Origin of the sequence: Gottfriedia luciferensis (assembly GCF_001712755.1) — a bacterium.
Classification (GTDB): domain Bacteria; phylum Bacillota; class Bacilli; order Bacillales; family Bacillaceae_G; genus Gottfriedia; species Gottfriedia luciferensis_B.
On sequence record NZ_MDKC01000001.1, the window covers coordinates 85,967 to 108,952 of the forward strand.

General features: G+C 32.4%; 25 protein-coding genes. 24 read left to right on the forward strand and 1 reads right to left on the reverse strand.

Annotation, left to right across the window (positions count from 1 at the left end; translation table 11 throughout):
- Nucleotides 1-23: 23 nt before the first annotated feature.
- The 10 genes from aroA to BED47_RS00510 all read left to right on the forward strand — a co-directional run bounded on the left by aroA (nucleotide 24) and on the right by BED47_RS00510 (nucleotide 8,715).
- Nucleotides 24-1,307, forward strand: a complete 1,284-nt coding sequence (gene aroA / locus BED47_RS00465; RefSeq protein WP_175403436.1) for a 3-phosphoshikimate 1-carboxyvinyltransferase — start codon at nucleotides 24-26, stop codon at nucleotides 1,305-1,307.
- Nucleotides 1,308-1,324: 17 nt separating this feature from the next.
- Nucleotides 1,325-2,584, forward strand: coding sequence for a tetratricopeptide repeat protein (locus BED47_RS00470; protein WP_069031872.1), 1,260 nt, complete (start codon nucleotides 1,325-1,327; stop codon nucleotides 2,582-2,584).
- Nucleotides 2,585-2,638: 54 nt separating this feature from the next.
- Nucleotides 2,639-3,178 carry a ReoY family proteolytic degradation factor gene (locus BED47_RS00475; protein WP_069031873.1) on the forward strand — a complete coding sequence of 180 codons (540 nt, stop codon included), beginning with the start codon at nucleotides 2,639-2,641 and terminating at the stop codon, nucleotides 3,176-3,178.
- A 605-nt stretch (nucleotides 3,179-3,783) separates the two neighbouring features.
- Nucleotides 3,784-4,233: a DUF2487 family protein gene (locus tag BED47_RS00480; protein ID WP_069031874.1), complete on the forward strand. Its 450-nt coding sequence runs from the start codon at nucleotides 3,784-3,786 to the stop codon at nucleotides 4,231-4,233.
- A 143-nt stretch (nucleotides 4,234-4,376) separates the two neighbouring features.
- On the forward strand, nucleotides 4,377-4,880 hold the full coding sequence (locus tag BED47_RS00485; RefSeq protein ID WP_069031875.1) for a ubiquinol-cytochrome c reductase iron-sulfur subunit: 504 nt from the start codon (nucleotides 4,377-4,379) through the stop codon (nucleotides 4,878-4,880).
- 2 nt (nucleotides 4,881-4,882) lie between these two features.
- Entirely contained in the window at nucleotides 4,883-5,557 is a 675-nt protein-coding gene (gene qcrB, locus BED47_RS00490) for a menaquinol-cytochrome c reductase cytochrome b subunit (RefSeq protein WP_025671403.1), read from the forward strand.
- A 63-nt stretch (nucleotides 5,558-5,620) separates the two neighbouring features.
- Nucleotides 5,621-6,397, forward strand: a complete 777-nt coding sequence (locus tag BED47_RS00495; protein WP_056466650.1) for a menaquinol-cytochrome c reductase cytochrome b/c subunit — start codon at nucleotides 5,621-5,623, stop codon at nucleotides 6,395-6,397.
- 152 nt (nucleotides 6,398-6,549) lie between these two features.
- The gene (locus BED47_RS00500; protein ID WP_091021086.1) at nucleotides 6,550-7,134 is read left to right on the forward strand and encodes a DUF1405 domain-containing protein; all 585 of its coding nucleotides are present in this window, start codon (nucleotides 6,550-6,552) and stop codon (nucleotides 7,132-7,134) included.
- Nucleotides 7,135-7,193: 59 nt separating this feature from the next.
- Nucleotides 7,194-7,976: a sporulation protein YpjB gene (locus BED47_RS00505; protein ID WP_069031877.1), complete on the forward strand. Its 783-nt coding sequence runs from the start codon at nucleotides 7,194-7,196 to the stop codon at nucleotides 7,974-7,976.
- Between the two features lie 58 nt (nucleotides 7,977-8,034).
- Nucleotides 8,035-8,715 carry a zinc metallopeptidase gene (locus BED47_RS00510; RefSeq protein WP_069031878.1) on the forward strand — a complete coding sequence of 227 codons (681 nt, stop codon included), beginning with the start codon at nucleotides 8,035-8,037 and terminating at the stop codon, nucleotides 8,713-8,715.
- A 62-nt stretch (nucleotides 8,716-8,777) separates the two neighbouring features.
- On the opposite strand, the gene BED47_RS00515 is transcribed toward BED47_RS00510, so the two are convergent.
- The gene (locus tag BED47_RS00515; RefSeq protein WP_069031879.1) at nucleotides 8,778-9,650 is read right to left on the reverse strand and encodes a YitT family protein; all 873 of its coding nucleotides are present in this window, start codon (nucleotides 9,648-9,650) and stop codon (nucleotides 8,778-8,780) included.
- Nucleotides 9,651-9,786: 136 nt separating this feature from the next.
- On the opposite strand from BED47_RS00515, the gene BED47_RS00520 reads away from it, so the two are divergent.
- From BED47_RS00520 to BED47_RS00585, 14 genes are all read left to right on the forward strand, one after another.
- On the forward strand, nucleotides 9,787-10,116 hold the full coding sequence (locus BED47_RS00520) for a nucleotide pyrophosphohydrolase (protein WP_049819716.1): 330 nt from the start codon (nucleotides 9,787-9,789) through the stop codon (nucleotides 10,114-10,116).
- A 1-nt stretch (nucleotide 10,117) separates the two neighbouring features.
- Complete coding sequence (gene dapB / locus BED47_RS00525) at nucleotides 10,118-10,921, forward strand: 4-hydroxy-tetrahydrodipicolinate reductase (RefSeq protein WP_069031880.1); 804 nt, start codon at nucleotides 10,118-10,120, stop codon at nucleotides 10,919-10,921.
- A gap of 14 nt (nucleotides 10,922-10,935) precedes the next feature.
- Nucleotides 10,936-11,298: a methylglyoxal synthase gene (gene mgsA / locus BED47_RS00530; protein ID WP_025671410.1), complete on the forward strand. Its 363-nt coding sequence runs from the start codon at nucleotides 10,936-10,938 to the stop codon at nucleotides 11,296-11,298.
- 20 nt (nucleotides 11,299-11,318) lie between these two features.
- Nucleotides 11,319-12,020: a bacillithiol biosynthesis deacetylase BshB1 gene (bshB1, locus tag BED47_RS00535; protein WP_139116318.1), complete on the forward strand. Its 702-nt coding sequence runs from the start codon at nucleotides 11,319-11,321 to the stop codon at nucleotides 12,018-12,020.
- Nucleotides 12,021-12,050: 30 nt separating this feature from the next.
- Nucleotides 12,051-13,181, forward strand: coding sequence for an N-acetyl-alpha-D-glucosaminyl L-malate synthase BshA (gene bshA, locus BED47_RS00540; RefSeq protein ID WP_069031881.1), 1,131 nt, complete (start codon nucleotides 12,051-12,053; stop codon nucleotides 13,179-13,181).
- 1 nt (nucleotide 13,182) lies between these two features.
- Nucleotides 13,183-14,376, forward strand: a complete 1,194-nt coding sequence (locus BED47_RS00545; RefSeq protein WP_069031882.1) for a CCA tRNA nucleotidyltransferase — start codon at nucleotides 13,183-13,185, stop codon at nucleotides 14,374-14,376.
- Nucleotides 14,361-15,344 (forward strand): biotin--[acetyl-CoA-carboxylase] ligase, encoded by a 984-nt coding sequence (locus BED47_RS00550; RefSeq protein WP_069031883.1) that lies wholly within the window; start codon nucleotides 14,361-14,363, stop codon nucleotides 15,342-15,344. Before BED47_RS00545 ends, BED47_RS00550 begins: the two co-directional genes overlap by 16 nt.
- Nucleotides 15,345-15,723: 379 nt before the next feature.
- Nucleotides 15,724-16,566, forward strand: coding sequence for a 3-methyl-2-oxobutanoate hydroxymethyltransferase (panB, locus tag BED47_RS00555; protein ID WP_069031884.1), 843 nt, complete (start codon nucleotides 15,724-15,726; stop codon nucleotides 16,564-16,566).
- Nucleotides 16,563-17,408: a pantoate--beta-alanine ligase gene (gene panC, locus BED47_RS00560; RefSeq protein ID WP_069031885.1), complete on the forward strand. Its 846-nt coding sequence runs from the start codon at nucleotides 16,563-16,565 to the stop codon at nucleotides 17,406-17,408. The genes panB and panC overlap by 4 nt, the downstream gene beginning before the upstream one ends.
- 26 nt (nucleotides 17,409-17,434) lie before the next feature.
- Entirely contained in the window at nucleotides 17,435-17,818 is a 384-nt protein-coding gene (panD, locus tag BED47_RS00565; RefSeq protein WP_025671415.1) for an aspartate 1-decarboxylase, read from the forward strand.
- A gap of 200 nt (nucleotides 17,819-18,018) precedes the next feature.
- Complete coding sequence (gene dinG / locus BED47_RS00570) at nucleotides 18,019-20,808, forward strand: ATP-dependent DNA helicase DinG (protein WP_069031886.1); 2,790 nt, start codon at nucleotides 18,019-18,021, stop codon at nucleotides 20,806-20,808.
- Between the two features lie 107 nt (nucleotides 20,809-20,915).
- On the forward strand, nucleotides 20,916-21,086 hold the full coding sequence (locus BED47_RS00575; RefSeq protein WP_069031887.1) for a YpmA family protein: 171 nt from the start codon (nucleotides 20,916-20,918) through the stop codon (nucleotides 21,084-21,086).
- Between the two features lie 11 nt (nucleotides 21,087-21,097).
- Nucleotides 21,098-21,562, forward strand: coding sequence for a cell wall elongation regulator TseB-like domain-containing protein (locus BED47_RS00580; protein WP_069031888.1), 465 nt, complete (start codon nucleotides 21,098-21,100; stop codon nucleotides 21,560-21,562).
- Between the two features lie 15 nt (nucleotides 21,563-21,577).
- Complete coding sequence (locus BED47_RS00585; RefSeq protein ID WP_069031889.1) at nucleotides 21,578-22,765, forward strand: pyridoxal phosphate-dependent aminotransferase; 1,188 nt, start codon at nucleotides 21,578-21,580, stop codon at nucleotides 22,763-22,765.
- Nucleotides 22,766-22,986 lie beyond the last annotated feature (221 nt).

Consider the following 22,986-nt stretch of genomic DNA (forward strand, 5'->3'; position numbering starts at 1 on the left):
AAAGGTTAGATAAGATGACTATGATGAGAAATTCCCAGTTAGAAAAAATCCGTTTAGTTGGTGATGTGACAATTCCAGGAGATAAATCAATATCTCATAGAGCAATTATGTTTGGATCATTAGCGAAAGGGACGACAAAGATTACTAACTTTCTATTAGGTGAAGATTGTTTAAGTACGATAGCGTGTTTTAGAAAATTAGGTGTACAAATCGAAGTATCAGAAGATGAAGTAGTCGTTTATGGTAAAGGAATTGAAGGTCTTAAAGAGGCACATGAAGTACTTGATGTAGGGAATTCGGGAACAACAGCAAGATTAATGATGGGAATATTAAGTGGTTTACCTTTCCATTCAGTTATTATTGGTGATGAATCTATTGGTAAAAGACCAATGAAACGAGTTACAAAACCTTTAAAAATGATGGGTACTTCTATAGATGGACGTGAAGACGCTACATATACACCTATTTCTATTAGAGGAGGTTCACTGAATAGTATTTCTTATGCTTCTCCTGTATCAAGTGCACAAGTTAAATCTTCAATTTTACTAGCTGGTTTATTCGCAAATGGTACGACAACTGTTACTGAACCAGAAAAGTCTCGTGACCATACTGAAAGAATGCTAAAGGCATTTGGTTGTGAGTTAGTAGTTGATGGAAACAAAGTCTCAATTAATGGAAACCAAGAATTAACTGCAACAGATGTTATTGTACCAGGGGACATTTCATCAGCTGCATTTTTCTTAGTAGCAGGGTCGATTGTTCCTAATAGCGAAATATTGTTAAAAAATGTAGGTGTAAATCCTACTAGAACAGGGATATTAACTGTTTTAGAAAGAATGGGAGCTAATATTACTTTAGAGGATGAAAAAGTTGTAAACGGAGAACCAATTGCGAATATACGAGTGAAATCATCCAATTTAAAAGCAACTGTCATTGGAGGGGCTGAAATTCCTACATGTATCGATGAGTTACCGATCTTGGCCTTAGCAGCGGCTTTAGCAGATGGAGAGACTATTATTAAGGATGCTGAAGAGTTAAGAGTAAAGGAAACGGATCGTATCCAGACTGTTGTAACAGAACTTACAAATCTTGGTGTAAGCATTGAAGCAACAAAAGATGGTATGATTATACAAGGGAATAGTTCTTTAATAGGTGCTAATGTAAATTCACATGGAGATCATCGAATGGGAATGATGCTTTCAATTGCTGCATTACTTGCTAAAGGTGATACAATTATTGAAAATACAGAATGTATAGCTGTATCTTTTCCGAACTTTAAAGAGCAATTAAATGAATTAATTAAGTAGTCATATGAGGTGTAAGAATGAGTTTATACGAAGCTGTTCAGTTAATAGAGAACGGTCATACTGAAAAGGGATTAGATTTATTAAGAAAGAATTTAAAAAATGCTAACGATGAAGAAAAATACGAAGCAGCACTTCTTTTTCAATCATTAGGTTTTGTGGAAGATGCAAAAAATATCATTGAAGATTTAGTTTACTTATATGATGACGACGATGATCTTAAAATAATGTATGCAGAAATATTATTAGATCTTGATTTAGAAGACGAAGCTTTAGAAATTTTACTTGCCATAAAGGCTGATAGTGAAAGTCGAGTTCAAGCACTTTTATTAATGGCTGATCTATATCAAGTTCAGGGTCTTGATGAAGTAGCTGAACAAAAATTATTTGAAGCAAAAAGAATTTTACCGAATGAACCTGTAGTAGATTTTGCATTAGGGGAGTATTATTTTAGTAAATATGATTATAAAAAAGCAATTCCATTTTACGAAAAGCTTTCTAATCAAGAAATTGAAGTGAGTGGAGTTAATAAAGATTTAAGACTTGCTGAATGTTTAAGTGCTGAAGGTGAATGGGAAGATGCAATTTCCTATTATGAAAAAGGAATTCAGAAAACTAAGGACTTCCATACACTATTAGGATATGGTATTACGCTATTTCAAGCTGAACGCTATGCAGCCTCTATTCCGGTATTCGAAGAGGCAATCTTCTTTGATCCTGAATATTTGGTAGCACATTTATGGCTAAGTAAAGCACATGACCTTGAAGGCCAATTTCAAGAAGGCTATGATATATTACAAAAAGCATTACTTGTTGATGAAACAAATGTAGAATGCCTTTTATCAGCTGCAAAATTAGCTCGTAAAATGAAGAATTTAGATGCAAGTAAAAAACATTTACAGGAAGCATTAATTTATGATCCTTCGTTAATTGAAGCAGTTCAGTTATTAGTCGGAATTCTTTTCGAAGAGGAAGATTTCGATGACATAATTAGTACAATTGAACTAGCAATTGAGCATGGAGCTTCAGATCCTCATTTTAATTGGGACTTAGGCAAAGCATATTATGGAAATGAAAATTATGAATTGGCATTAAATCAATATCGTCTAGCATATAATGACTTTAACCAGGAAATTTCCTTCTTAAAGGAATACGGAGACCTATTGTTTGAAGAAGGCTTAGTACAAGAAGCAAAAGAGGTTTACAGTAAACTTGTAGACGATGAGTATCTACAGGAAGAAGTAAGAGAACGACTTGAAAGAATAAATGAAATTCTGTAGTTTTCTTTATTCAGAAAAGGGGACAAATTTTATGGACAGAGGAGGGATTTAATAATGGCAACCCCTGTATCTGTGAATGAGAAGAAAGATTTTGTTAAGTGGTTTCTAAGTAATTTTCAGTTAAAGCAAAGAGAATGTGTTTGGATTTTAAATTACCTAATGAGCCATGATTATTTAATGAAAAAGGTTCATTTTGTAGAACAGTCTAAATATTGTCCACGCGGGTTAGTGATGTCGACGAACTGTGTTAAAGAAGTCCCATTTCATTTTTATAAACAAAATGTAATGACGACTGATGCAGAGAAATCTTTTCACGATATTCGACTAAATAGGGATGAGGATATTTATATCCAGCTCAATTTTAAATCTTCTTTTCAATATCCGATGTTTGTTTCAGTTTTAGAAGAGAACCCACATATACCAAAAAACTTAAATAGTAACGAAAAAGACCGCGTAATTGCTGAAAAGTTATTGTCAGATTCAATTATTAATTTCCAAAAAGACAGATTGATGAAAATGATTGACGAGGCTCTAGATAAACAAGACAAAAAGCTTTTTCAAGAATTAACTAAACAACTGAATTCTTTAACTTAATATTAAACTGAAAAAAGTCCTCATTTTGGGGGCTTTTTTACTGTTGTAAATGTATTTGCTAATTGAACACAATTTAATTTTATTGTTAAATAAGATATGTGGGGTTAATTTCCATTTTTAGTCCCCTCCCTATTAAGTGTGGCTATATACATGATCTTAATCATCATATGGCGTTCCAAAAGCCTTCTGTTATATCCCACAGAAGTCGGGCATTTCATAAAGTTATACAAATTTAAAATGGCCGTATATAAAATTAAGATTAGCAAATTACTCATAAAAAAATACTCAAATAAAAAAAATAGTAAAAAAGTCACTTAATAGAGAAAGATTCTTGGATAATTGATTGATCTCATAGAAATATTTGCTTCGTAATGAAGGAGCAGGGTTTGACTAAAATCGCAATTTTTTAAATATTAATCAGTAAACTATAAATGGGATTACTGAATTGAATACATAGATCCCTTTTGACTGATTGGACAATGCTTAAATAGCGGGCTTTTTTTCTTTCTTAAAATAGTAATGTATGGTTAAATGGAAAATAGAAATTTGTTCACAAAAATTTCACAATTATAAATAAATTATTTTAATAGAAAGAGGTAATTTTGATGAAATGGACAACTAATGAATTAAATCAAGTTATTGAGAATCTGGAATACATCGATACGATCATTATTCCACTTTGTCCTGTTTCTTTGAAAAAAGAAAATATTGGTCTAGCCGAGCAAAGAGAGGACCTAATAATACTTACTTCGGAACTAGAACGTACATATAAAGGCAGAGTTGTAATCGCACCTGAATTTACTTATTTACCTGAAGAATCGAATAAAATAAGCAGATTAAAAGCTTGGAATGAAGAGTTTAAAGCTAGTGGTATTAAACATGTTTTTTATTTAACATGTGATTTTGATTGGAGACAGTCAGAAGCTGAAATGGATGAATCATTAATTTGGTTACCTAATTTAAACATCAATAGCTTAGATGAATCATCACAACGCGTAATAGTAGATAAACAATTATCTCACATAAATGCATTATTTTCTAAAATATGGGGATAAAAATAAAAACAACATTATTACTATGATTATTATTAGGATATTATTGACCTTCTAAATTTGTTATTATATTATGAAAGTGTCCTAGTTTTATTATTATAGCTGTTGTCCGTACAGGAGTACTTGTGATAGAGGGGGGAATTTTCATGAGTGAAAAGGTTTCAAGACGCCAGTTTTTAAACTACACTTTAACAGGTGTAGGCGGCTTTATGGCGGCAGGAATGCTAATGCCATTGGCTCGTTTTGCCATTGACCCAGTCTTACAAAAAGAAGCAGCTGGAGCAATGGTGCAGGTTGGACTAGTTAAAGATTTAACGACTGACCCAAAACGCTTTGACTTTAAAGTTAAGCAGGTAGATGGTTGGGTTAAATCTGATGCGTCACACATTGCATGGGTGTACAAGAATTCAAATGGAGACATCGTTGCGTTATCACCTACTTGTAAGCATTTAGGCTGTACAGTTGGTTGGAACGACAATAAAGATTTTCCAAATCAATTCTTCTGTCCATGTCATGGCGGTCGTTACCATAAGGATGGTAAAAACATTAAAGGTACACCACCGCTTGGTCCACTAGACAACTATGCGGTAAAAGTGAAAGGTGATTCTTTCTATCTTGGTAAATTAGAACCAAATACAGGAGGTAAATAATCGTGCTTAACAAAATTTACGACTGGGTAGATGAGCGATTAGAAATTACACCTCTTTGGAGAGATATCGCTGATCATGAAGTACCAGAACACGTTAATCCAGCGCATCATTTTTCAGCATTCGTATATTGCTTTGGTGGATTAACATTTTTCGTTACAGTAATTCAAATTTTATCTGGAATGTTCTTAACAATGTACTATGTTCCAGATATCAAAAATGCATGGGAATCAGTTTATTACTTACAAAACAACGTTGCATACGGACAAATCGTTCGTGGTATGCATCACTGGGGTGCAAGTTTAGTAATTGTTATGATGTTTTTACATACTTTACGTGTATTCTTCCAAGGCGCATATAAAAAGCCTCGTGAGCTTAACTGGGTTGTAGGGGTATTAATCTTCTTCGTAATGCTTGGATTAGGCTTTACAGGATATTTATTACCTTGGGATATGAAAGCGTTATTTGCGACTAAAGTAGGTCTGCAAATTGCTGAACAAACACCATTTATTGGTAAGCAAGTGAAAACGTTAATTGCAGGTAATCCGGACATCATCGGTGCACAAACATTAACTCGTTTCTTCGCAATCCATGTATTCTTCTTACCTGGTGCTTTACTTGCTCTTATGGGTGCCCATTTCTTAATTATTCGTAAGCAAGGTATTTCAGGTCCACTATAAGATTTAGTGCATGGGGCTTTAGTAAAAAATGACTAAAGTGTGTCGAAATAAAGGAGGGAGAACATGCATCGCGGTAAAGGAATGAAATTTGTAGGTGACTCACGTGTGCCTGCAATGGCAGGACGTAAACCTAATGTTCCAAAGGATTATTCAGAATATCCTGGTAAAACTGAAGCATTTTGGCCAAACTTCTTATTAAAAGAATGGATGGTAGGAGCAGTTTTCTTAATTGGATACTTAACATTAACAATTGCACATCCATCTCCACTAGAGAGGGTTGCAGACCCAACTGATACTGGCTATACGCCATTACCAGACTGGTATTTCTTATTCTTATATCAATTCTTAAAATATAGCTATGCTTCTGGTGACTATAACGTAATTGGTGCTTTCGTAATTCCTGGATTAGCATTTGGTGGCTTATTATTAGCGCCATTCTTAGATCGTAGTCCACATAGAAAACCAATTAAACGTCCTTTAGCTACAGGCTTTATGTTATTAGCTTTATCTGGTGTAATTTATTTAACATGGGAAGCTGCGGCTCACCATGACTGGAAAAAACAAAAAGAACAAGGTAAAATCCGTACTTTTGTTGAGTTAAATAAAGAAGATCCAGCATATAAACTATTGCAAAAAAATACTTGTGTATCTTGTCATGGCGATAATCTTGAAGGTGGCGCAGCAGCTCCAAGTCTTCAAAATAATGGTTTAAAACCTGAAGAAATCGCACATATCGCAAGAAACGGTCGAAAAGCGATGCCATCTGGTGTATTTAAAGGTACTGACGCAGAACTTAAAGTACTAGCTGAATTCGTTTCAAAAGCAGGTAAAACAGAGTAATTAAAAGAGAGTCGAATTTTCGACTCTTTTTTTATGTTTTATTGTATACTGAAATAATAACATGTAAAAAATGTGATGATACATATAAATTGTGAACTTTGTGTTATAAATTTATTAAATCTCCTAAAGTGAAAGTGAGATGAAGTGAACTAGTGAACATACTATACAGTATGCTACGGCTTAAACCTAACTTAATTGCTTTATTTATAATAAATGTACTAGGAACAATCTATGGATACTATTGGTATAAATCTCAACTTGAGTTTACTCCTGGTTGGTTAAAAATATTTGTACCTGATAGTCCAACTGCATCCTTATTTTTTTGTATTGTATTGCTACTTTTCATTCTAAATAAACGGAATGGATTAATAGAAGCACTAGCATATGTAAGCTTGATGAAATATGGTATATGGGCAGTTATAATGAATGGAATGGTTCTTTATATATCAGGTGGACTTGATAAGGTTGCATATTTATTAATTTTTTCACATGGAGCTATGGCAATCCAAGCTGTTTTGTACGCACCGACATTTAAAGTAAAAAAATGGCACTTGACTGTTGCAAGTATTTGGATTTTACAAGATCTAATTTTAGACTATGTTTTTGGTACAATGCCAGAATATTATATGCTTTCTGATTACAGAATTTGGATTGCTTTAATTACATTTTGGTTAACGATATTTGTTATTTTAATCGCTTATTACCAGTTAATTTTAAAAAATAGAGCTCGTGCTTGAACAAGTTCTAATCTTGTCCTTTCTCTCATAATTATTAGTAGTTATGAGGGAGGGGTTTGATGAAAAAATTAATTGCGGGGATAAGCGTTTTTTTTATTTTCTTTTCATTTAATACCGTAAAAGGGTACGCTAAAATAGATCAAGAAACTTCACTAATTGAAAAATCGCTCTCTTTAGTACAAGATGGTGATTATGTTCATGGCGCTAATTTATTGGAGCAATTAGAATCAAAGTATATGGCGTCAGCAAAAAAGAATAAGGATTTCACACCAAAGGATTTAGAAACCATTTCAGTTACTTTTCAAAATGCACTTGTATCTTTATCAAATGATGGAATTGATCCACAAGAAAAGGTTGCCGATGTGCTTGGTTTGAGATTATTGATTGATGCTGGTGAAACGACTATGCAGCCGATGTGGAAGGAAATGAAAAAGTCAGTTATGACTCCACTACAGAATATGGAGTCAGCATATAAACGAGGTAATTCTGAAGCATATGAAACGCAATTAAATCAATTCTTACACCAATTTGAGATTATTTATCCAAGTCTAATTATGGACCTTCCATATGATGAAGTAAAAAAAATAAATTCACTTGTTTCGTTTTTAGATGATTATCGTATTAACCAAGAATCTATACCGGCTTTTCAACAAAAGTTGGATGAGACTAAAAGTGAATTATTATTCATTTTTGATCAAGGTAATTCAATTATTCCACCTGTTTCTATTTGGACAATATTTACAACAGGGATCATTATTGTCGGTACATTAAGTTATGTTGGTTGGAGAAAATATATAGGTGATCGAAATAAGAACAAAAAAAGAAGAGAACATAATGATTGACAAATTTCTCTAAAAGTTATTACAATATCGTAAAATCACACTCCTTGGAGGAATTACAATGAGTTATTTAATTTACTTTTTAATTTTGTTGCTTGTACCTTTATATGCGCAAATGAAGGTTAAATCAACTTTTAGAAAGTATTCTCAAGTTGGTTCTACATCACATTTAACGGGTGCAGAAGTAGCGAGAAAAATTTTAAATGAAAATGGATTATACAATGTGGCAGTAGAGGAAACTCGAGGATATTTATCTGACCATTATGATCCACGTGCAAAAGTTGTAAGATTATCAACTGAAAATTATCATGGATATTCGGTGGCGGGTACAGCAGTTGCAGCTCATGAAGTAGGACATGCAATTCAAGATGCGAATGACTATAGCTTTTTAAGATTCCGTCATTCATTAGTACCTGTTGCAAATTTCAGTTCCAATTTTTCTTATATATTTATTTTAATTGGCATGTTTTCTCGTCTTTCAGGTGCATTATTAATAGGAATAGTGTTATTAGCACTAGGTGTTTTGTTCCAAGTTGTTACACTTCCTGTTGAATTTAATGCCTCAAGTAGAGCTTTAAAACAGATTACAACTTTGGGCATCATCAATTCGAATGAGCATGTTTATGCAAAACGCGTTTTAAATGCAGCCGCATTGACATATGTTGCAGCAGCAGCGGTAGCCGTCGCAGAATTATTAAGATTAATTTTAATTTATACAGGTATGACACGTAGTGATGATTAAAATCAATAAAAAAAAGAGGTTCTGGCAATCAAATGCCAAGAACCTCTTTTTTTAGTTAAAAATTAAGGGTGAAGAGGGACTTTATTTTCATCTAATGTAAAGCCCTCACCTAGTACATCATGCACTTCTGTAACGGCTACAAAAGCGTGTGGATCGATATCCTGAATGATGTTTTTTAAATGAACTAATTCGTTTTTTGGTACGACACAAAATAAAACGTCTTTGCTTTCTCCAGTAAATGTTCCAGTTGCTTTTAAATAAGTTGCGCCACGTTCCATTTCTTTCATAATTCGAGCGGCAATTAAATCATTTTTCTCAGAGATAATATTTGCTCCACGTGCAGCATATGCACCTTCTTGCATAAAATCAATTATTCTTGCTCCGACAAAAACTGCAACTAGCGTATACATTGCTTCATATGCTTTTAAGTAAGTTAAAAGTGAAAGTGTAATGACAACAAAGTCAAAAATAAACATCGTTTTCCCCATATTAATACCTTTGTATTTATATGCTAAACGAGCGATGATATCAACACCACCAGTAGTTCCACCAAATCTAAAAATAATTCCTAAACCTACACCAATAAATACACCCGCAAATAATGAAGCTAACATTAAATCGCCATGAACATCTATATTGAAAGTAAATTTCTCAAATAATTTTAAGAAAAAAGAGACTGCAACAGTTCCGATGATTGTATAAAGCATTGTCACTGTACCAAGTAATCTCCAACCAATAAAAAATAAGGGGACGTTTAAGGCTAAGTTTGAGATCCAAACAGGAATATTTAGTTCAGCTAAAAGAATTAAGTTTATTCCCGTAAAGCCACCTTCAGCTAGATTGTTTGGAATATTTATATTCATAATTCCAAAAGAAAAAATTGCAGAACCTAAAATAATAAAAAAGATATTGCGTAACTTCAATTTAAAAATCATATACTTCCTCCATACTATAAAAATTACCCTAAACTCTTATTTTTATCTTATCTTGTATTTTTTTCAAGTAAAATAATATATAATTTGTCAAAAAGTGGTCAATTCGATAAGATTTAATTGAGGAGTTGATATTAGTATGCACGAAAAAACGATGAAAGAAATGCAAAAAGAAGTCGATACATATATAGGTCAATTTAAAGAAGGGTATTTTAGTCCTTTAGCAATGATGGCAAGGTTAACTGAAGAAATGGGTGAGTTAGCTAGAGAAATTAATCATACCTATGGTGAAAAGCCTAAGAAAAGCACTGAAGAAGAAAAGCTAATTGAAGAAGAGTTAGGTGATGTATTATTTGTTATGATTTGTTTAGCAAATAGCCTAAATATAGACTTACAAGAAGCACATGATATGGTAATGAAGAAGTTTAATACTCGTGATAAAGATCGTTGGACTAGGAAGGAAGTTTAAAATGGAGAAAGTAATTAGAGTAGTATTAGCAGGACCAAGAGGTAAAATGGGAATTGAAGCTTTACAATTAATTGATCGAACTGAGCATTTTCACCTTGTAGCTGCAGTAGATTATAAATTAGGTGGAGAACAAATCCAAAAAGTTAGCCCCGGCTTTAAAGGGGAAGCAAAAATATATGAAACATTAGAGCAATGTATTGAAAATGAAAGCTTTGATGTTCTTGTTGACTTAACAACACCTGAAATTGGAAAAAAACATGCATTTTTAGCATTAAAAAATGGTATTCGACCTGTAATAGGGACAACAGGTTTTACAAAAGAGGAGCTTGATGATTTAAAAGAGTTAGCTTCAAATAAGGAGCTAGGTTGTATTATTGCGCCAAATTTTGCAATTGGTGCTATATTAATGATGAAATTCTCTGCAATGGCAGCGAAATATTTTAAAGATATCGAAATCATTGAGCTACATCATGACCAAAAATTAGATGCGCCTTCAGGTACAGCTCTTAAAACAGTTCAAATGATTGAGGAAGTTCGTGAATCGAAAGTACAAGGACATCCAAATGAAGTTGAAACTGAAGCTGGAGCTAGAGGTGCTGATCTAAATGGAATGAGAGTTCATAGTGTGAGATTACCTGGTTTAGTTGCGCATCAACAAGTTTTATTCGGTGGAGATGGTCAACTATTAACAATTAGACATGATTCAATGAATCGAGCTTCTTTTATGTCTGGAGTTAAAGTAGCCGTTGAGGAAGTAATGAAACTTTCAGAGCTAGTGTACGGCTTAGAAAATATAATGGACTAAAGGTGGTGCAGGTAGTGAAAATAGCTTTAATTGCTCACGATAAGAGAAAAGACGCATTAGTAACTTTTGTTCAAGAAAATGAATCTTTTTTTCAGCAGCATGAACTATTTTCAACAGGTACTACAGGATTACGCGTAATGGAAAATACAACTTTAAAAGTTTATCGTTTTCAATCTGGTCCACTCGGAGGAGATCAAGAAATAGGTGCACTAATTGCTAAAGGGAAAATGGACGCGATTTTCTTTTTTAGGGATCCATTAACTGCTCAACCGCATGAACCAGATGTAAATGCTTTATTAAGGCTATGCGATGTTTTTCATGTCCCGGTGGCAACGAACATTCAAACCGCTAAGGCAGTAGTGAAATTTTTTAGTTAGTTTGAAAGAGAGTGAGATAAGTGGAATATTTTGATGTACTAGCATTTGGAGCGCATCCAGATGATGTTGAGATTGGAATGGCAGGCACGATTGCTAAGTTTACGAAGTTAGGCTATAAGGTTGCTATTTGTGATTTAACTGAAGCGGAGCTCTCATCAAATGGGGATACTATTATTAGAAGAAAAGAAGCTGAAGAAGCAGATAAGATTTTAGGGGTTTCAAAGCGTTTTAATTTATCATTACCAGATAGGGGGCTATACTTATCTGAGGAAGCGATTAAACAAGTTGCTGCTTTAATTCGAATGACGAAGCCTAGTATTATTTTTTCGCCATATGAAGTGGATCGTCATCCTGATCATGGTAATTGTACAAAAATAGTAGAAGAAGCTGTATTTTCATCTGGGATTAGAAAATTTAATGTAAATACAAATCATGAAGCTCACAAGGTAAAACACGTTTTTCAATATATGATTAATGGGTTTCATCGACCTAATTTTATAGTTGATGTTTCAGAAACGATTGAAGTCAAAAGGGCAGCTTTAGAAGTTTATGAAAGTCAATTTACTCCCGGACCAGATGGTGTAGTTACGCCTTTAACAAACGACTATGTAAATAGCGTAATTGCAAGAGAGAAAATTTTTGGAAAAGAAGCCGGAGTGCCATATGGGGAAGGGTTTATGAGTAAGAGACCACTCCTATTAAATGCAGATTGGTTAGTTTAAGTAGAAATGAAGAAGTTTAGGAGAGATAAAATGAAATTAAAAATTGGGATTACATGTTATCCTTCAGTAGGCGGTTCTGGTGTGATTGCAACTGAGCTAGGAAAGTTATTAGCAGAACTAGGACATGAAATTCATTTTATTTCATCAAGTATGCCGTTTCGTTTAAATAAAGTATATCCTAATATTTATTATCATGCAGTTGAAGTAAATCAATATTCAGTTTTCCAATATCCTCCATATGATTTAGCATTGGCGAGTAAGATGGCTGAAATTGCAAACCGTGAAAAATTAGATATTTTACATGTACATTATGCGATTCCGCATGCAATTTGTGCTGTTCTAGCAAAACAAATGATTCATCATGATATTAAAATTGTAACGACATTACATGGTACAGATATAACTGTTCTTGGTTATGACTCATCTTTAACAGAGTTAATTAAGTTTGGGATTGAAAAATCAGATGTTGTAACTGCGGTCTCAAATGATTTAATACGTCAAACAGAGGAATTAGTTAACCCTGATAAAGAAATACAAACTGTGTATAATTTTATTGATGAACGAGTGTATTACAAAAGAAATTGTCGGGCATTAAAAGCAGAGTACGGGATTAAGGAGCATGAAAAAGTCATTATACATATTTCTAATTTCCGACAAGTTAAACGAACAAAAGATGTAGTAGATGTATTTAACTTAGTTAGAAAAGAAATTCCATCCAAGTTACTATTAGTTGGTGATGGTCCGGAAATCTCAAGTTTATGTAAATTAGTAAGAGAGCTAGGTATTGATGATGATGTCTTATTTTTAGGAAAGCAAGAGAATGTTGAAGAGTTACTTTCAATGAGCGATATAAAATTACTTCTTTCATCAAAAGAAAGCTTTGGTTTAGTTTTACTTGAGGCGATGGCTTGTGGAGTTCCATGTATCGGTACTAGAGTTGGTGGGATTCCAGAAGTAATCGAACATGGAGAAAACGGATTTATTTGTGAACTAGGAGATATTGAACAAATCGCTTATTATACACTCAACTTATTACAAGATGAAGAACTATTTAAACGCATATCAAGTCGCGCGATTGAAATTGTAAAAGAAAGATTTCAATCAAATAAAATCGTTTCACAATATTTAGCTATTTATAATGAGTTATTAGGAATGAAATAATATGGATATTTTTGACAAAGCAAAGCCGATATTAGATAAATTAATAAAATATGGTTTCGAGGCCTATTTTGTCGGTGGATGTGTAAGAGATAAATTATTAAATAGAACAATTGGAGATATTGATATTGCAACTTCAGCTTTACCTGAAGAGGTTATGTCAATATTTCCAAAAACTGTTCCAACCGGATTACAGCATGGAACGGTTTTAGTTATACAAAATAGTGAGCCATATGAGATTACAACATTCAGAACTGAATCAACATATCATGATTTTCGTAGACCATCGGAGGTTACATTTGTAAAATCAATCGAAGAAGATTTAAAACGAAGAGATTTTACAATGAATGCCATTGCTATGACGACAAAAAATGAAATAATAGATCCTTTTAATGGTACAATTGATCTTTATGATGGATTAATTAGATGTGTCGGTGAAGCTAAGGAAAGATTTCAAGAAGATGCTCTTAGAATGTTAAGAGGTATACGGTTTGTAAGCCAATTAGATTTTCGTTTACATGATGAAACGTTTAATGCAATTAAATCATATAAACATTTAATTGAAAATATAGCAATTGAACGCATTTCAGTTGAAATAGAAAAAATGTTACTAGGAAAGTCGCCTAAAAAAGGCATCGGTCTATTAATACAAACAAATTTAGTAAATCATTTACCAAGCTTAAAAGAATATACAAGTCAGTTTAATGATCTATTAGATTTTCCTATTCAATCATTAAAAACCATTGAAGAGATTTGGGCGCTAATATTATATAAATGTAATTTTGATAACCCAGAACAGGTTTTAAGAAATTGGAAGATGTCGAATAATCGCATGAAACAAATATTAAAGGTTTATCATTTGTTAAATGAAACGAAAATTAAATGGAGCAATACAAAGTTATATCAAGTTGGATTGACGGATGCCATAAAATATGAGCGTTTACAATGTGTCATTGACAAGATCGATGCAAATGAATTGAATGAAGATTTATTAAAGACCTTATATAATCAATTACCGATTTATTCAAAGTCAGATATATGTATTACAGGTAATGATTTATTAGAATGGTCCCAATTAAAAGGTGGACCATGGTTGAAAGAAGTATTAAGTGAAATAGAATTTCAATTAGTAGAGAACCAGCTTGAGAATAACCAACTTGCTATTAAGGAGTGGTTCATAAATTGGCTTCAAAAGTAAAAGAAAAAATTATACAACTGTTTACGGAAAATAGTAATGAATATTTATCAGGTCAATTTTTGAGTGATGAATTAGGAATTTCACGTACTGCAATATGGAAATACATGAAAGAATTGCAAGATGAGGGAATTGAAGTTGAAGCAGTTAGGAAGGTTGGATATAAAATAACAGGCAAATCTGATCGATTAACTCCAACGGATATTCAGCTTGGTTTAGAAACAAAAAAATTTGGCAGAAATGTCGTATACCATGAAGAAACTAATTCAACACAAACGATCGCTAATGAATTAGTGCTAAATGATGCTCCAGAAGGTACGATCGTTTTGGCAGAGCGTCAATTATTAGGTAGGGGTAGATTACAAAGAAACTGGTTAACTTCAGATGGAAAAGCTATTGCAATGAGTGTGATCCTTAGACCAGCTATTTCACCTAGAGTAGCACCTCAGCTTACATTACTAACGGCTGTAGTCATTGCTTCAGCCATTGAAAAAGTGACCGGTTTACATCCCAATATAAAATGGCCAAATGATATTTTAATCAATAATAAAAAAGTTTGTGGAATCTTAACTGAAATGCAAGGTGACGCTGATTGCATTAAAAGCGTTGTCATAGGTATTGGAATTAATGTAAATCAAGTTGAGGAAGATTACCCATTAGAACTGTCAGATATCGCTACATCATTACGTATTGAAAAAGGACAAACCTTTATGAGAGCGAATTTAATTCAAGCTATTTTAGCTGAATTTGAAAAGTTCTATGAAATATTTTTAGAAAAAGGGTTTAAACCGATTAAAATTTTATGGGAAAGCTATGCAATTTCATTAGGGAAACAAATAAAAGCCACAACTTTAACCGAAGAAATTGTCGGTAATGCTATTGGAATTACGGATGAGGGCCAATTATTGATTGAAGACCACTTAGGTAATGTTCATACAATTTATTCAGCGGATATTTCGATAAATAAATAATGTAATATGAAATAAAATAACTCTCTTTATATTTTTGAAAGAGAGTTATTTTATTTGCTGTATAATAGTCACGTATATTTGTAAATAATACCAAGTTTTTTCTTTACTTAATTGCTATTCTTACTATAAACTGTATTGGAAGGGTCGCGACTTTCGCTGATACTTCATGGGTGGTATCTGAATAGGGTTAATCAATCTTTAGTATCCTAAGAAGAACTACACCAGGTTTTAAAAAATCAATTCTAAAAATGTGTCTGCCTTGATCCTATAAGGACTGGGACAGAGGAATGAGACGGTTTACAATTTTCCTTTGTTCTCTTTTGAGCAAAGTTTTTTTATTGTAACCCCCATTTCCTCTCATTTAAAAGGAGGAAAAAAGATGAAAACAACAAAAGATTTTTTAAACATGAAACAAAACAATGACCCAATCGTCATGATCACTGCTTATGATTACCCTTCAGCACTATTAGCAGAAGCTAGTGAAGTAGATATGATTTTAGTCGGTGACTCACTTGGGAATGTTGTCCTAGGATATGATTCTACAATTAAGGTTACTGTAGACGACATGATTCATCACTCAAAAGCAGTTAAACGCGGGGCAAAAAATACGTTTATTGTGACAGACATGCCATTTATGTCTTACCACTTTTCAAAAGAAGAGGCTTTACGTAATGCATGCCGCATTATGCAAGAAGGTGATGCGCACGCTGTTAAGGTTGAAGGCGCAGATGAAAATGTTTTAGAAGTGATTAAAGCATTAACAATCGCAGGAGTACCAGTTGTAGCTCATTTAGGATTGACTCCTCAATCTGTAGGTGTATTAGGTGGGTATAAAGTTCAAGCACGTGACTCTGAAAGTGCGATGAAATTGTTTAACGATGCAAAAAAATGTGAAGAAGCAGGAGCATTTGCAATCGTACTTGAATGTGTACCAAAGCAAATTGCAAAGGATATTACTAAGGATCTTTCCATTCCAACAATCGGAATAGGTGCTGGTGTTGATACAGATGGTCAAGTACTTGTTTACCATGATTTAATAACATATGGTGTTGGTCGAGTAGCGAAGTTTGTTAAACAGTATGCAAATGTATCTCCAACAATTGAAAATGCAATTGCTTCATATGTACAAGAAGTTAAAGCTAGACAATTTCCAGATACAAAACATTCGTTTACGATGAAGGAAGAACAGTTAAAGGCATTATACGGGGGAAGTTCGCAATGAAAGTGTTTCACACAATAAATGATTTAAGAAATGAATTAAAAATTCACAGAAAAAATGAAAAATCGATTGGATTTGTACCAACAATGGGGTTTTTACATGAAGGCCATGCATCATTATTAGAAGAAGCTAGAAGAAATAATGATATCGTCGTTTTAAGTATTTTTGTTAATCCGACTCAATTTGGTCCTAATGAAGATTTTGATCGATATCCAAGGGACTTTGAAAGAGATGAAAAAGTTGCACTAAATGCTGGTGTAGATTGCCTCTTTTATCCAACAGTTGAAGAAATGTATCCAAATGAATTAAAATCAACAATGAAAGTAACAAAACGAGTAGATGTCCTTTGTGGTGAAAAAAGACCTGGACATTTTGATGGTGTTGCATTAGTTGTAACAAAATTATTTAATATTGTTCAACCAGACCAGGCTTATTTTGGATTAAAGGATGCTCAGCAAGTCGCTGTAATTGAAGGTTTAGTTGAAGACTTTAATATTCCTGTAAAAATTAATCCAGTTCCAACTATTAGAGAAGAAGATGGATTAGCTAAAAGTTCTAGAAATGTCTATTTAACAGATAAAGAAAGACAAGAAGCACCAGTTCTTTATAAAAGTTTACAAAAAGCGGTTGAAGATATAAAAAATGGGAATTTAAATCCAGATCAACTGCAACAAAATATTATTTCGACAATTCAAAGCGAAACATCTGGAACAGTAGATTACGTAAGTATTTATTCTTATCCAGATTTAGAGCCTATAAATAAAATAAATGGAAAAGTAATTATTGCTTTAGCAGTAAAATTTTCTAATGCTCGCTTAATCGATAATATTTTAATTTCTATTTAAGGATTGAACAACTAGGGGGAAATGACATGATTCGCACAATGATGAGAGCAAAACTTCATAGAGCTACAGTTACAGAAGCTAATTTAAATTATGTTGGAAGTATTACAATTGATCAAGATTTAATGGATGCTGTAGATGTACTTGAAAACGAAAAAGTTCAAATTGTAAATAATAATAACGGTGCACGACTTGAGACATATGTTATTCCAGGAAAACGTGGAAGTGGTGTAATTTGTCTTAATGGTGCAGCGGCTAGATTAGTCCAAGAAGGCGACAAAGTAATTATTATTGCATATGGTCAGGTAGAGGAAGAGAAACTGGATCAACATGAACCAAAGATTGCTATTTTAAATGATGCAAATGAAATTGTTGAAATGATTGGCAAAGAAATTGCAGGTACAGTTAAGTAATAGTCAATTTTTGAATATCGAAGCAAGGAGTTACTTGCTTTAGGATCAAAAGTATTTAACAGACAAGTGAAACATCGAAAGAAACGAGCTTTTGAGGGCAATTTGAAATCCCCTTCTTTAGGGGATTTTTTTGTTGGTTGTATTGTTTAATCTGTTTATGCAAAATAATATCTATATAGAGAATTTGGAGGTGGCAAAATATGAATAAATTTGTGGTCGTTGACTTAGAAACAACCGGAAATAATAATAGAGGTCAAGATCGAATTATTCAAATTGCAGCCTTTTTATTGGAAAGTGGAGAAGTTATTGAACAGTTTTCAAGTTTTATTAATCCAAATATGAATATTCCAACCTTTATTTCCGAACTAACAGGGATATCAGATGAAATGGTTCAATATGCTCCTCAATTTGAACAAATAGTTGAAGAATTATACCCGATGTTTAATGACGCCTATTTTGTTGCACACAATGTTCATTTTGACTTAACATTTTTGCAAAAAGAATTTGAGCGGATTGGTTTACCAAAAATTTCTCCGTTAGCCATTGATACAGTGGAGTTAACAAGAATTTTATATCCAACATTAACTAGTTATAAATTATCTGATTTAGCAAAAGTTTTTAATATACAACATGAAAACCCTCATCAAGCTGATAGTGATGCGGAAGTAACTGCCGAATTATTAACAATTTTATTAAAAAAACTTGAGAGCTTGCCATATGCATCATTAAAAATATTAGAAAAACTTAGCACTAGTTTTAAAAGTGACATTACATACTATATTTCGGATCTACTTCAAAAGCAATCTGAATCATTTTCAAATGAATCTGTTGATTATGAAGAATTTAGACGAATAGCTCTTAAAAAAAGAAGCTTTAGTTTACCCCAAGAGGAAGAAGATTTCGTAGAATTTGACGAGCATCTCAAACGTGATCTAGTAGATCAGATGGCTGTGGAAATTCCAAATTTTATAAAAAGAGATGAACAGTTTGCATATATGCACGATGTATTCGATGCATTTAGCCAAAATAATATTCTCTTAGCTGAGGCTGGAACAGGTGTAGGTAAGACATTTGGTTATTTAATTCCATCAGCATTTTTCTCAAAACAATTTGGCAAACAAGTGGTCATCAGCACAAGTACCATCTCGTTACAAAAACAATTACTTAAAAAACATATAAAAACAATTGAAAAAATAATTCCATTTCAGTTGAAAATAGCTTCAATTCAAAGTAAAAGAAATTATCTATGTCTGCAAAAATTTGAATATATTGTAGGCGAACAATTTGATGATAATTACGATAGTATTTTATCGAAGGCTATGATAACAGTTTGGTTAACTGAAACTGAAAATGGAGAATTAGATGAATTATCACTTCCTTCAGGTGGCTTACATTTATGGGATCGTGTATGTTGTAACGAAGAAAGTGAAAATAAAAGAACAAATCCTTGGTTTCATAAATGTTTTTATCAAAAAGCTAAAAATCAATTAATGTTAGCCGATATAATTATTACAAACCATGCTTATTTATTGTCTACTTTAAAAAATAAAGATCACTTAATTAATTCTGTCAAAACGATTGTAATTGATGAGGCACATGCTCTTGAGGAGACAGCATCAAAAACTTTTGGAATCACTTTTTCTTGCTTAAAATATTATCAATATTTAAGTAGATTAAGTACTACTGATAGTAATGAACTTGTACACCGATTATATAAATTTGATGAGGGAATACCAAATCGTGAAAAATGGTGGAAGAAAGTTGATCATTTAGTAAAAGAAATAAAGTATGAATCAGAAGAGTTATTTAGGTTATTACGTGATTTTATTTTAAGTAAACAAAATGAACTTGATAAAGAAAACATTAGACAGTCAATTACACTAAGTGATAAAAATACTGCAAGCCAAAATTGGAAAGTTATACAAGAATGTGCAAATAGATTAATTCATGTGAATAATACTTTATTCACGGGTTGTGAGCAATATTTGAATTTAATTGAAGATAAAAAGGTATCAGCGTTTCATCGTTCAATCGTTTCGGAGTTTAAAATGATTATTGAACAACTAAAAAGCATGAAAAATGGTCTTTATGAAATATTATTCGATAAAAATGATCATTATATTTGCTGGATGGACACTGAAGCAAAAGGCTCATTTCATACAACAATGCTTTATTGTGAGAAAGTTGAAAATGCAGATTTAATACAAAATTATTTAATTAGTGGAAGAAATTCAATTGTACTAACATCCGCTACAATGTCGATTGATTCATCATTCTCATTTATAAAGTCATCATTAGGAATTAGTGAAAATATCAATGTCATTGAAAAAATATACCCAGTCCCAAATGATTTTGCCCAGGGGATGAAAGTGTATATTCCATCAGATTTAATGGGAATAAAAGAGATTACACAAGAAGAGTATGCATTACAAACTTCGAATACAATTCGCAAAATTGTTTCGGAAATAAAAGGTAGAACATTAGTTTTATTTACAGCTTTTGATTTATTAAAACAGACTTATGATCAATTAATACAAGATTTAGGCTCTCTGAATTCATCTGTATTAGCTCAAGGTGTTTCTCCTGGAGGAAAACAAAAGTTAATAAAACAGTTTTTACAATCTAAACAAACAATTTTATTAGGTACGAACACTTTTTGGGAAGGAATTGACCTACCTAATGAAGAATTAGATTGTTTAATCATTGTACGCTTACCGTTTACTAACCCTGAAAAGCCTATGTTTATTGCTAAATCAAATTTATTAAAAAAAGCTGGAGAAAATTCTTTCTCAAGTTTGGCTTTACCATTAGCAGTATTTAAGTTTAGACAAGGTTATGGTCGTCTAATTCGAAATGAAAAAGATCAAGGTTCATTATTTGTTTTAGATAATCGCATAATAAATACTAGTTATGGATCAGAATTTTTAAAGTTAATCCCGAAAAACAAAATAAAAATTAATTCAATTAATGAATTATTAAAAGATTTTTAGTAGTTTTTCAAAATTTAGCATGAGAATAGTAGGGGATTTAAGGTTAGACGTGTGGTATAATGACATAAATTGTAATGTATTTATAATACATTTTTAGGAGGAGCAACATGAATTCAAATATTGAAGTATTATCAACAACAAAAATTGAATATACTAGAGATTTATACAAAATTGTTGATAGTTTAAATCGTACTTTAAAAGAAAAAGATTTAATGTTTGGAATTGCACTTGATAAAGAAGATCAAGAATATGCGGTATTTACAATTTATCGAACATAAATGAGGTATATATGAAAAAATGGTTAGTCATCCTTGGATTAAGCATCATTTTTCTTTCATTATTTTTAATCGCCACATATCAATCATCAATTTCAAAGCTAAATGATGATAAAAAACATGCCGAAGAACTTGTTTTAAATCAAGGGTATTTAAAATCTGTGGAAACATCTGATTATTTCCATGGAAAAGAACAAGCGATCGTTGTAAGTGGTAAAGATGATGCAAATAATGAAATGATTGCGTGGGTACAGGATGGAGAAGTTATTACACGAAAGAAAAGTGAAGGATTGTCTCAAAAACAAATCATTGACAAAGTAGTCAGTGAGAGAAACCCAAGAAAAATACATAAAGTAAAGTTAGGAATAGAGAACAAAATACCACTTTGGGAAGTAGTATATATAGACCAAAATGGCCGATATAATTTTTACTACGCTGCTTTCGAAAATGGAGAGCTTTTAAAACGTTATAGTATTTAGGGGGAAATTAACAAGATGAAACTAGCAAAAAGAGTAAGTGCACTAACACCATCTACAACACTAGCTATTACAGCAAAAGCAAAAGAGATGAAAGATCAAGGAATTGATGTAATAGGATTAGGAGCAGGTGAACCTGATTTTAATACACCAGTTGAAATTATTGAAGAAGCTTATTCAGCAATGCTTAAAGGCCAAACTAAATATACTCCTTCAAACGGTTTACCAGCTTTAAGAAAAACTATTTGTGATAAGTTATTGAAAGATCAAGGATTAACTTATTCTCCAGGAGAGGTTGTTGTAACAAATGGTGCAAAGCATGCACTTTACACACTTTTCCAAGCGATTTTAGATCCAGGTAACGAAGTAATTATTCCGACACCATACTGGGTAAGCTATCCTGAGCAAGTTATATTAGCAGAAGGTGTACCAGTATTTATTGAAGGGTATGAACATCAACAATTTAAAGTAACACCTGAACAAATCGAAGCGGCGATTACAGAGAATACAAAAGCGATCATTATAAATTCACCAAGTAATCCAACTGGTATGATTTATAATGAGCAAGAATTAAAAGCAATCGGAGAAATTTGTTTAAAACATGATGTATTAATCGTATCTGACGAAATTTATGAAAAATTAGTATATGATGGTGCAAAACATGTTTCAATTGCTTCATTAAGCCCAGAGCTTAAAGAGCAAACGATTATTATCAATGGTGTATCAAAATCTCATTCAATGACAGGATGGAGAATTGGTTATGCAGTTGGTAATAAGGAAATAATTAATGCTATGACAAATCTTGCTAGTCACTCTACTTCAAATCCGACTACAATGGCTCAAATCGCTACGATTAAAGCATATGAGTTAGGTGATGGTCCTGTTGAAGAAATGAGAGTAGCGTTTGAAGATCGTTTAAATAAAACGTACGAGCGTTTAATTTCAATTCCAGGATTTAGCTGTGTTAAACCGAATGGTGCATTTTATTTATTCCCAAATGTGACTGAGGCAGCTAAAATGGCTGGATATCAAAATGTAGATGAATTCTCTACTGAATTACTTGAAAAAGCTAATGTAGCGGTAATCCCTGGTTCAGGATTTGGTTCTCCTGATAATATCCGCCTATCATATGCAACATCTCAAGTACAGTTAGATAAAGCTTTAGAACGCATTGAGCAATTTATGAAAGCAAGTATTTTAAGTTAATTTCAATCAGTTGGAAACTCATATTTTTAAATACTGAAGCTAAGCATATGCTTAGCTTTTTTCAATAAATTTTATGTATGAATTTTAAACACCACTAGAAAAAAGCATTTCATCTTTATTAAACAGACGATATCCTTAATTAAATAATTTATTAGTTGGTTTTTTAAATACTAAATAGATATACTAAAATAGAGGTGTGATTTACATGCCTCTATTTATTT

Excerpts from the sequence above, each read along its gene's own strand:
- BED47_RS00575 (WP_069031887.1), top strand. The coding sequence starts at position 20,916 with ATGAATTCAAATATTGAAGTATTATCAACAACAAAAATTGAATATACT.
- BED47_RS00545 (WP_069031882.1), top strand. The coding sequence starts at position 13,183 with ATGGATATTTTTGACAAAGCAAAGCCGATATTAGATAAATTAATAAAA.
- BED47_RS00510 (WP_069031878.1), top strand. The coding sequence starts at position 8,035 with ATGAGTTATTTAATTTACTTTTTAATTTTGTTGCTTGTACCTTTATAT.
- BED47_RS00470 (WP_069031872.1), top strand. The coding sequence starts at position 1,325 with ATGAGTTTATACGAAGCTGTTCAGTTAATAGAGAACGGTCATACTGAA.
- BED47_RS00520 (WP_049819716.1), top strand. The coding sequence starts at position 9,787 with ATGCACGAAAAAACGATGAAAGAAATGCAAAAAGAAGTCGATACATAT.
- panD (WP_025671415.1), top strand. The coding sequence starts at position 17,435 with ATGATTCGCACAATGATGAGAGCAAAACTTCATAGAGCTACAGTTACA.
- BED47_RS00495 (WP_056466650.1), top strand. The coding sequence starts at position 5,621 with ATGCATCGCGGTAAAGGAATGAAATTTGTAGGTGACTCACGTGTGCCT.
- BED47_RS00485 (WP_069031875.1), top strand. The coding sequence starts at position 4,377 with ATGAGTGAAAAGGTTTCAAGACGCCAGTTTTTAAACTACACTTTAACA.
- aroA (WP_175403436.1), top strand. The coding sequence starts at position 24 with ATGAGAAATTCCCAGTTAGAAAAAATCCGTTTAGTTGGTGATGTGACA.
- panB (WP_069031884.1), top strand. The coding sequence starts at position 15,724 with ATGAAAACAACAAAAGATTTTTTAAACATGAAACAAAACAATGACCCA.
- BED47_RS00515 (WP_069031879.1), bottom strand. The coding sequence starts at position 9,650 with ATGATTTTTAAATTGAAGTTACGCAATATCTTTTTTATTATTTTAGGT.
- bshA (WP_069031881.1), top strand. The coding sequence starts at position 12,051 with ATGAAATTAAAAATTGGGATTACATGTTATCCTTCAGTAGGCGGTTCT.
- BED47_RS00475 (WP_069031873.1), top strand. The coding sequence starts at position 2,639 with ATGGCAACCCCTGTATCTGTGAATGAGAAGAAAGATTTTGTTAAGTGG.
- BED47_RS00480 (WP_069031874.1), top strand. The coding sequence starts at position 3,784 with ATGAAATGGACAACTAATGAATTAAATCAAGTTATTGAGAATCTGGAA.
- panC (WP_069031885.1), top strand. The coding sequence starts at position 16,563 with ATGAAAGTGTTTCACACAATAAATGATTTAAGAAATGAATTAAAAATT.
- dapB (WP_069031880.1), top strand. The coding sequence starts at position 10,118 with ATGGAGAAAGTAATTAGAGTAGTATTAGCAGGACCAAGAGGTAAAATG.
- BED47_RS00580 (WP_069031888.1), top strand. The coding sequence starts at position 21,098 with ATGAAAAAATGGTTAGTCATCCTTGGATTAAGCATCATTTTTCTTTCA.
- BED47_RS00505 (WP_069031877.1), top strand. The coding sequence starts at position 7,194 with ATGAAAAAATTAATTGCGGGGATAAGCGTTTTTTTTATTTTCTTTTCA.
- dinG (WP_069031886.1), top strand. The coding sequence starts at position 18,019 with ATGAATAAATTTGTGGTCGTTGACTTAGAAACAACCGGAAATAATAAT.
- BED47_RS00585 (WP_069031889.1), top strand. The coding sequence starts at position 21,578 with ATGAAACTAGCAAAAAGAGTAAGTGCACTAACACCATCTACAACACTA.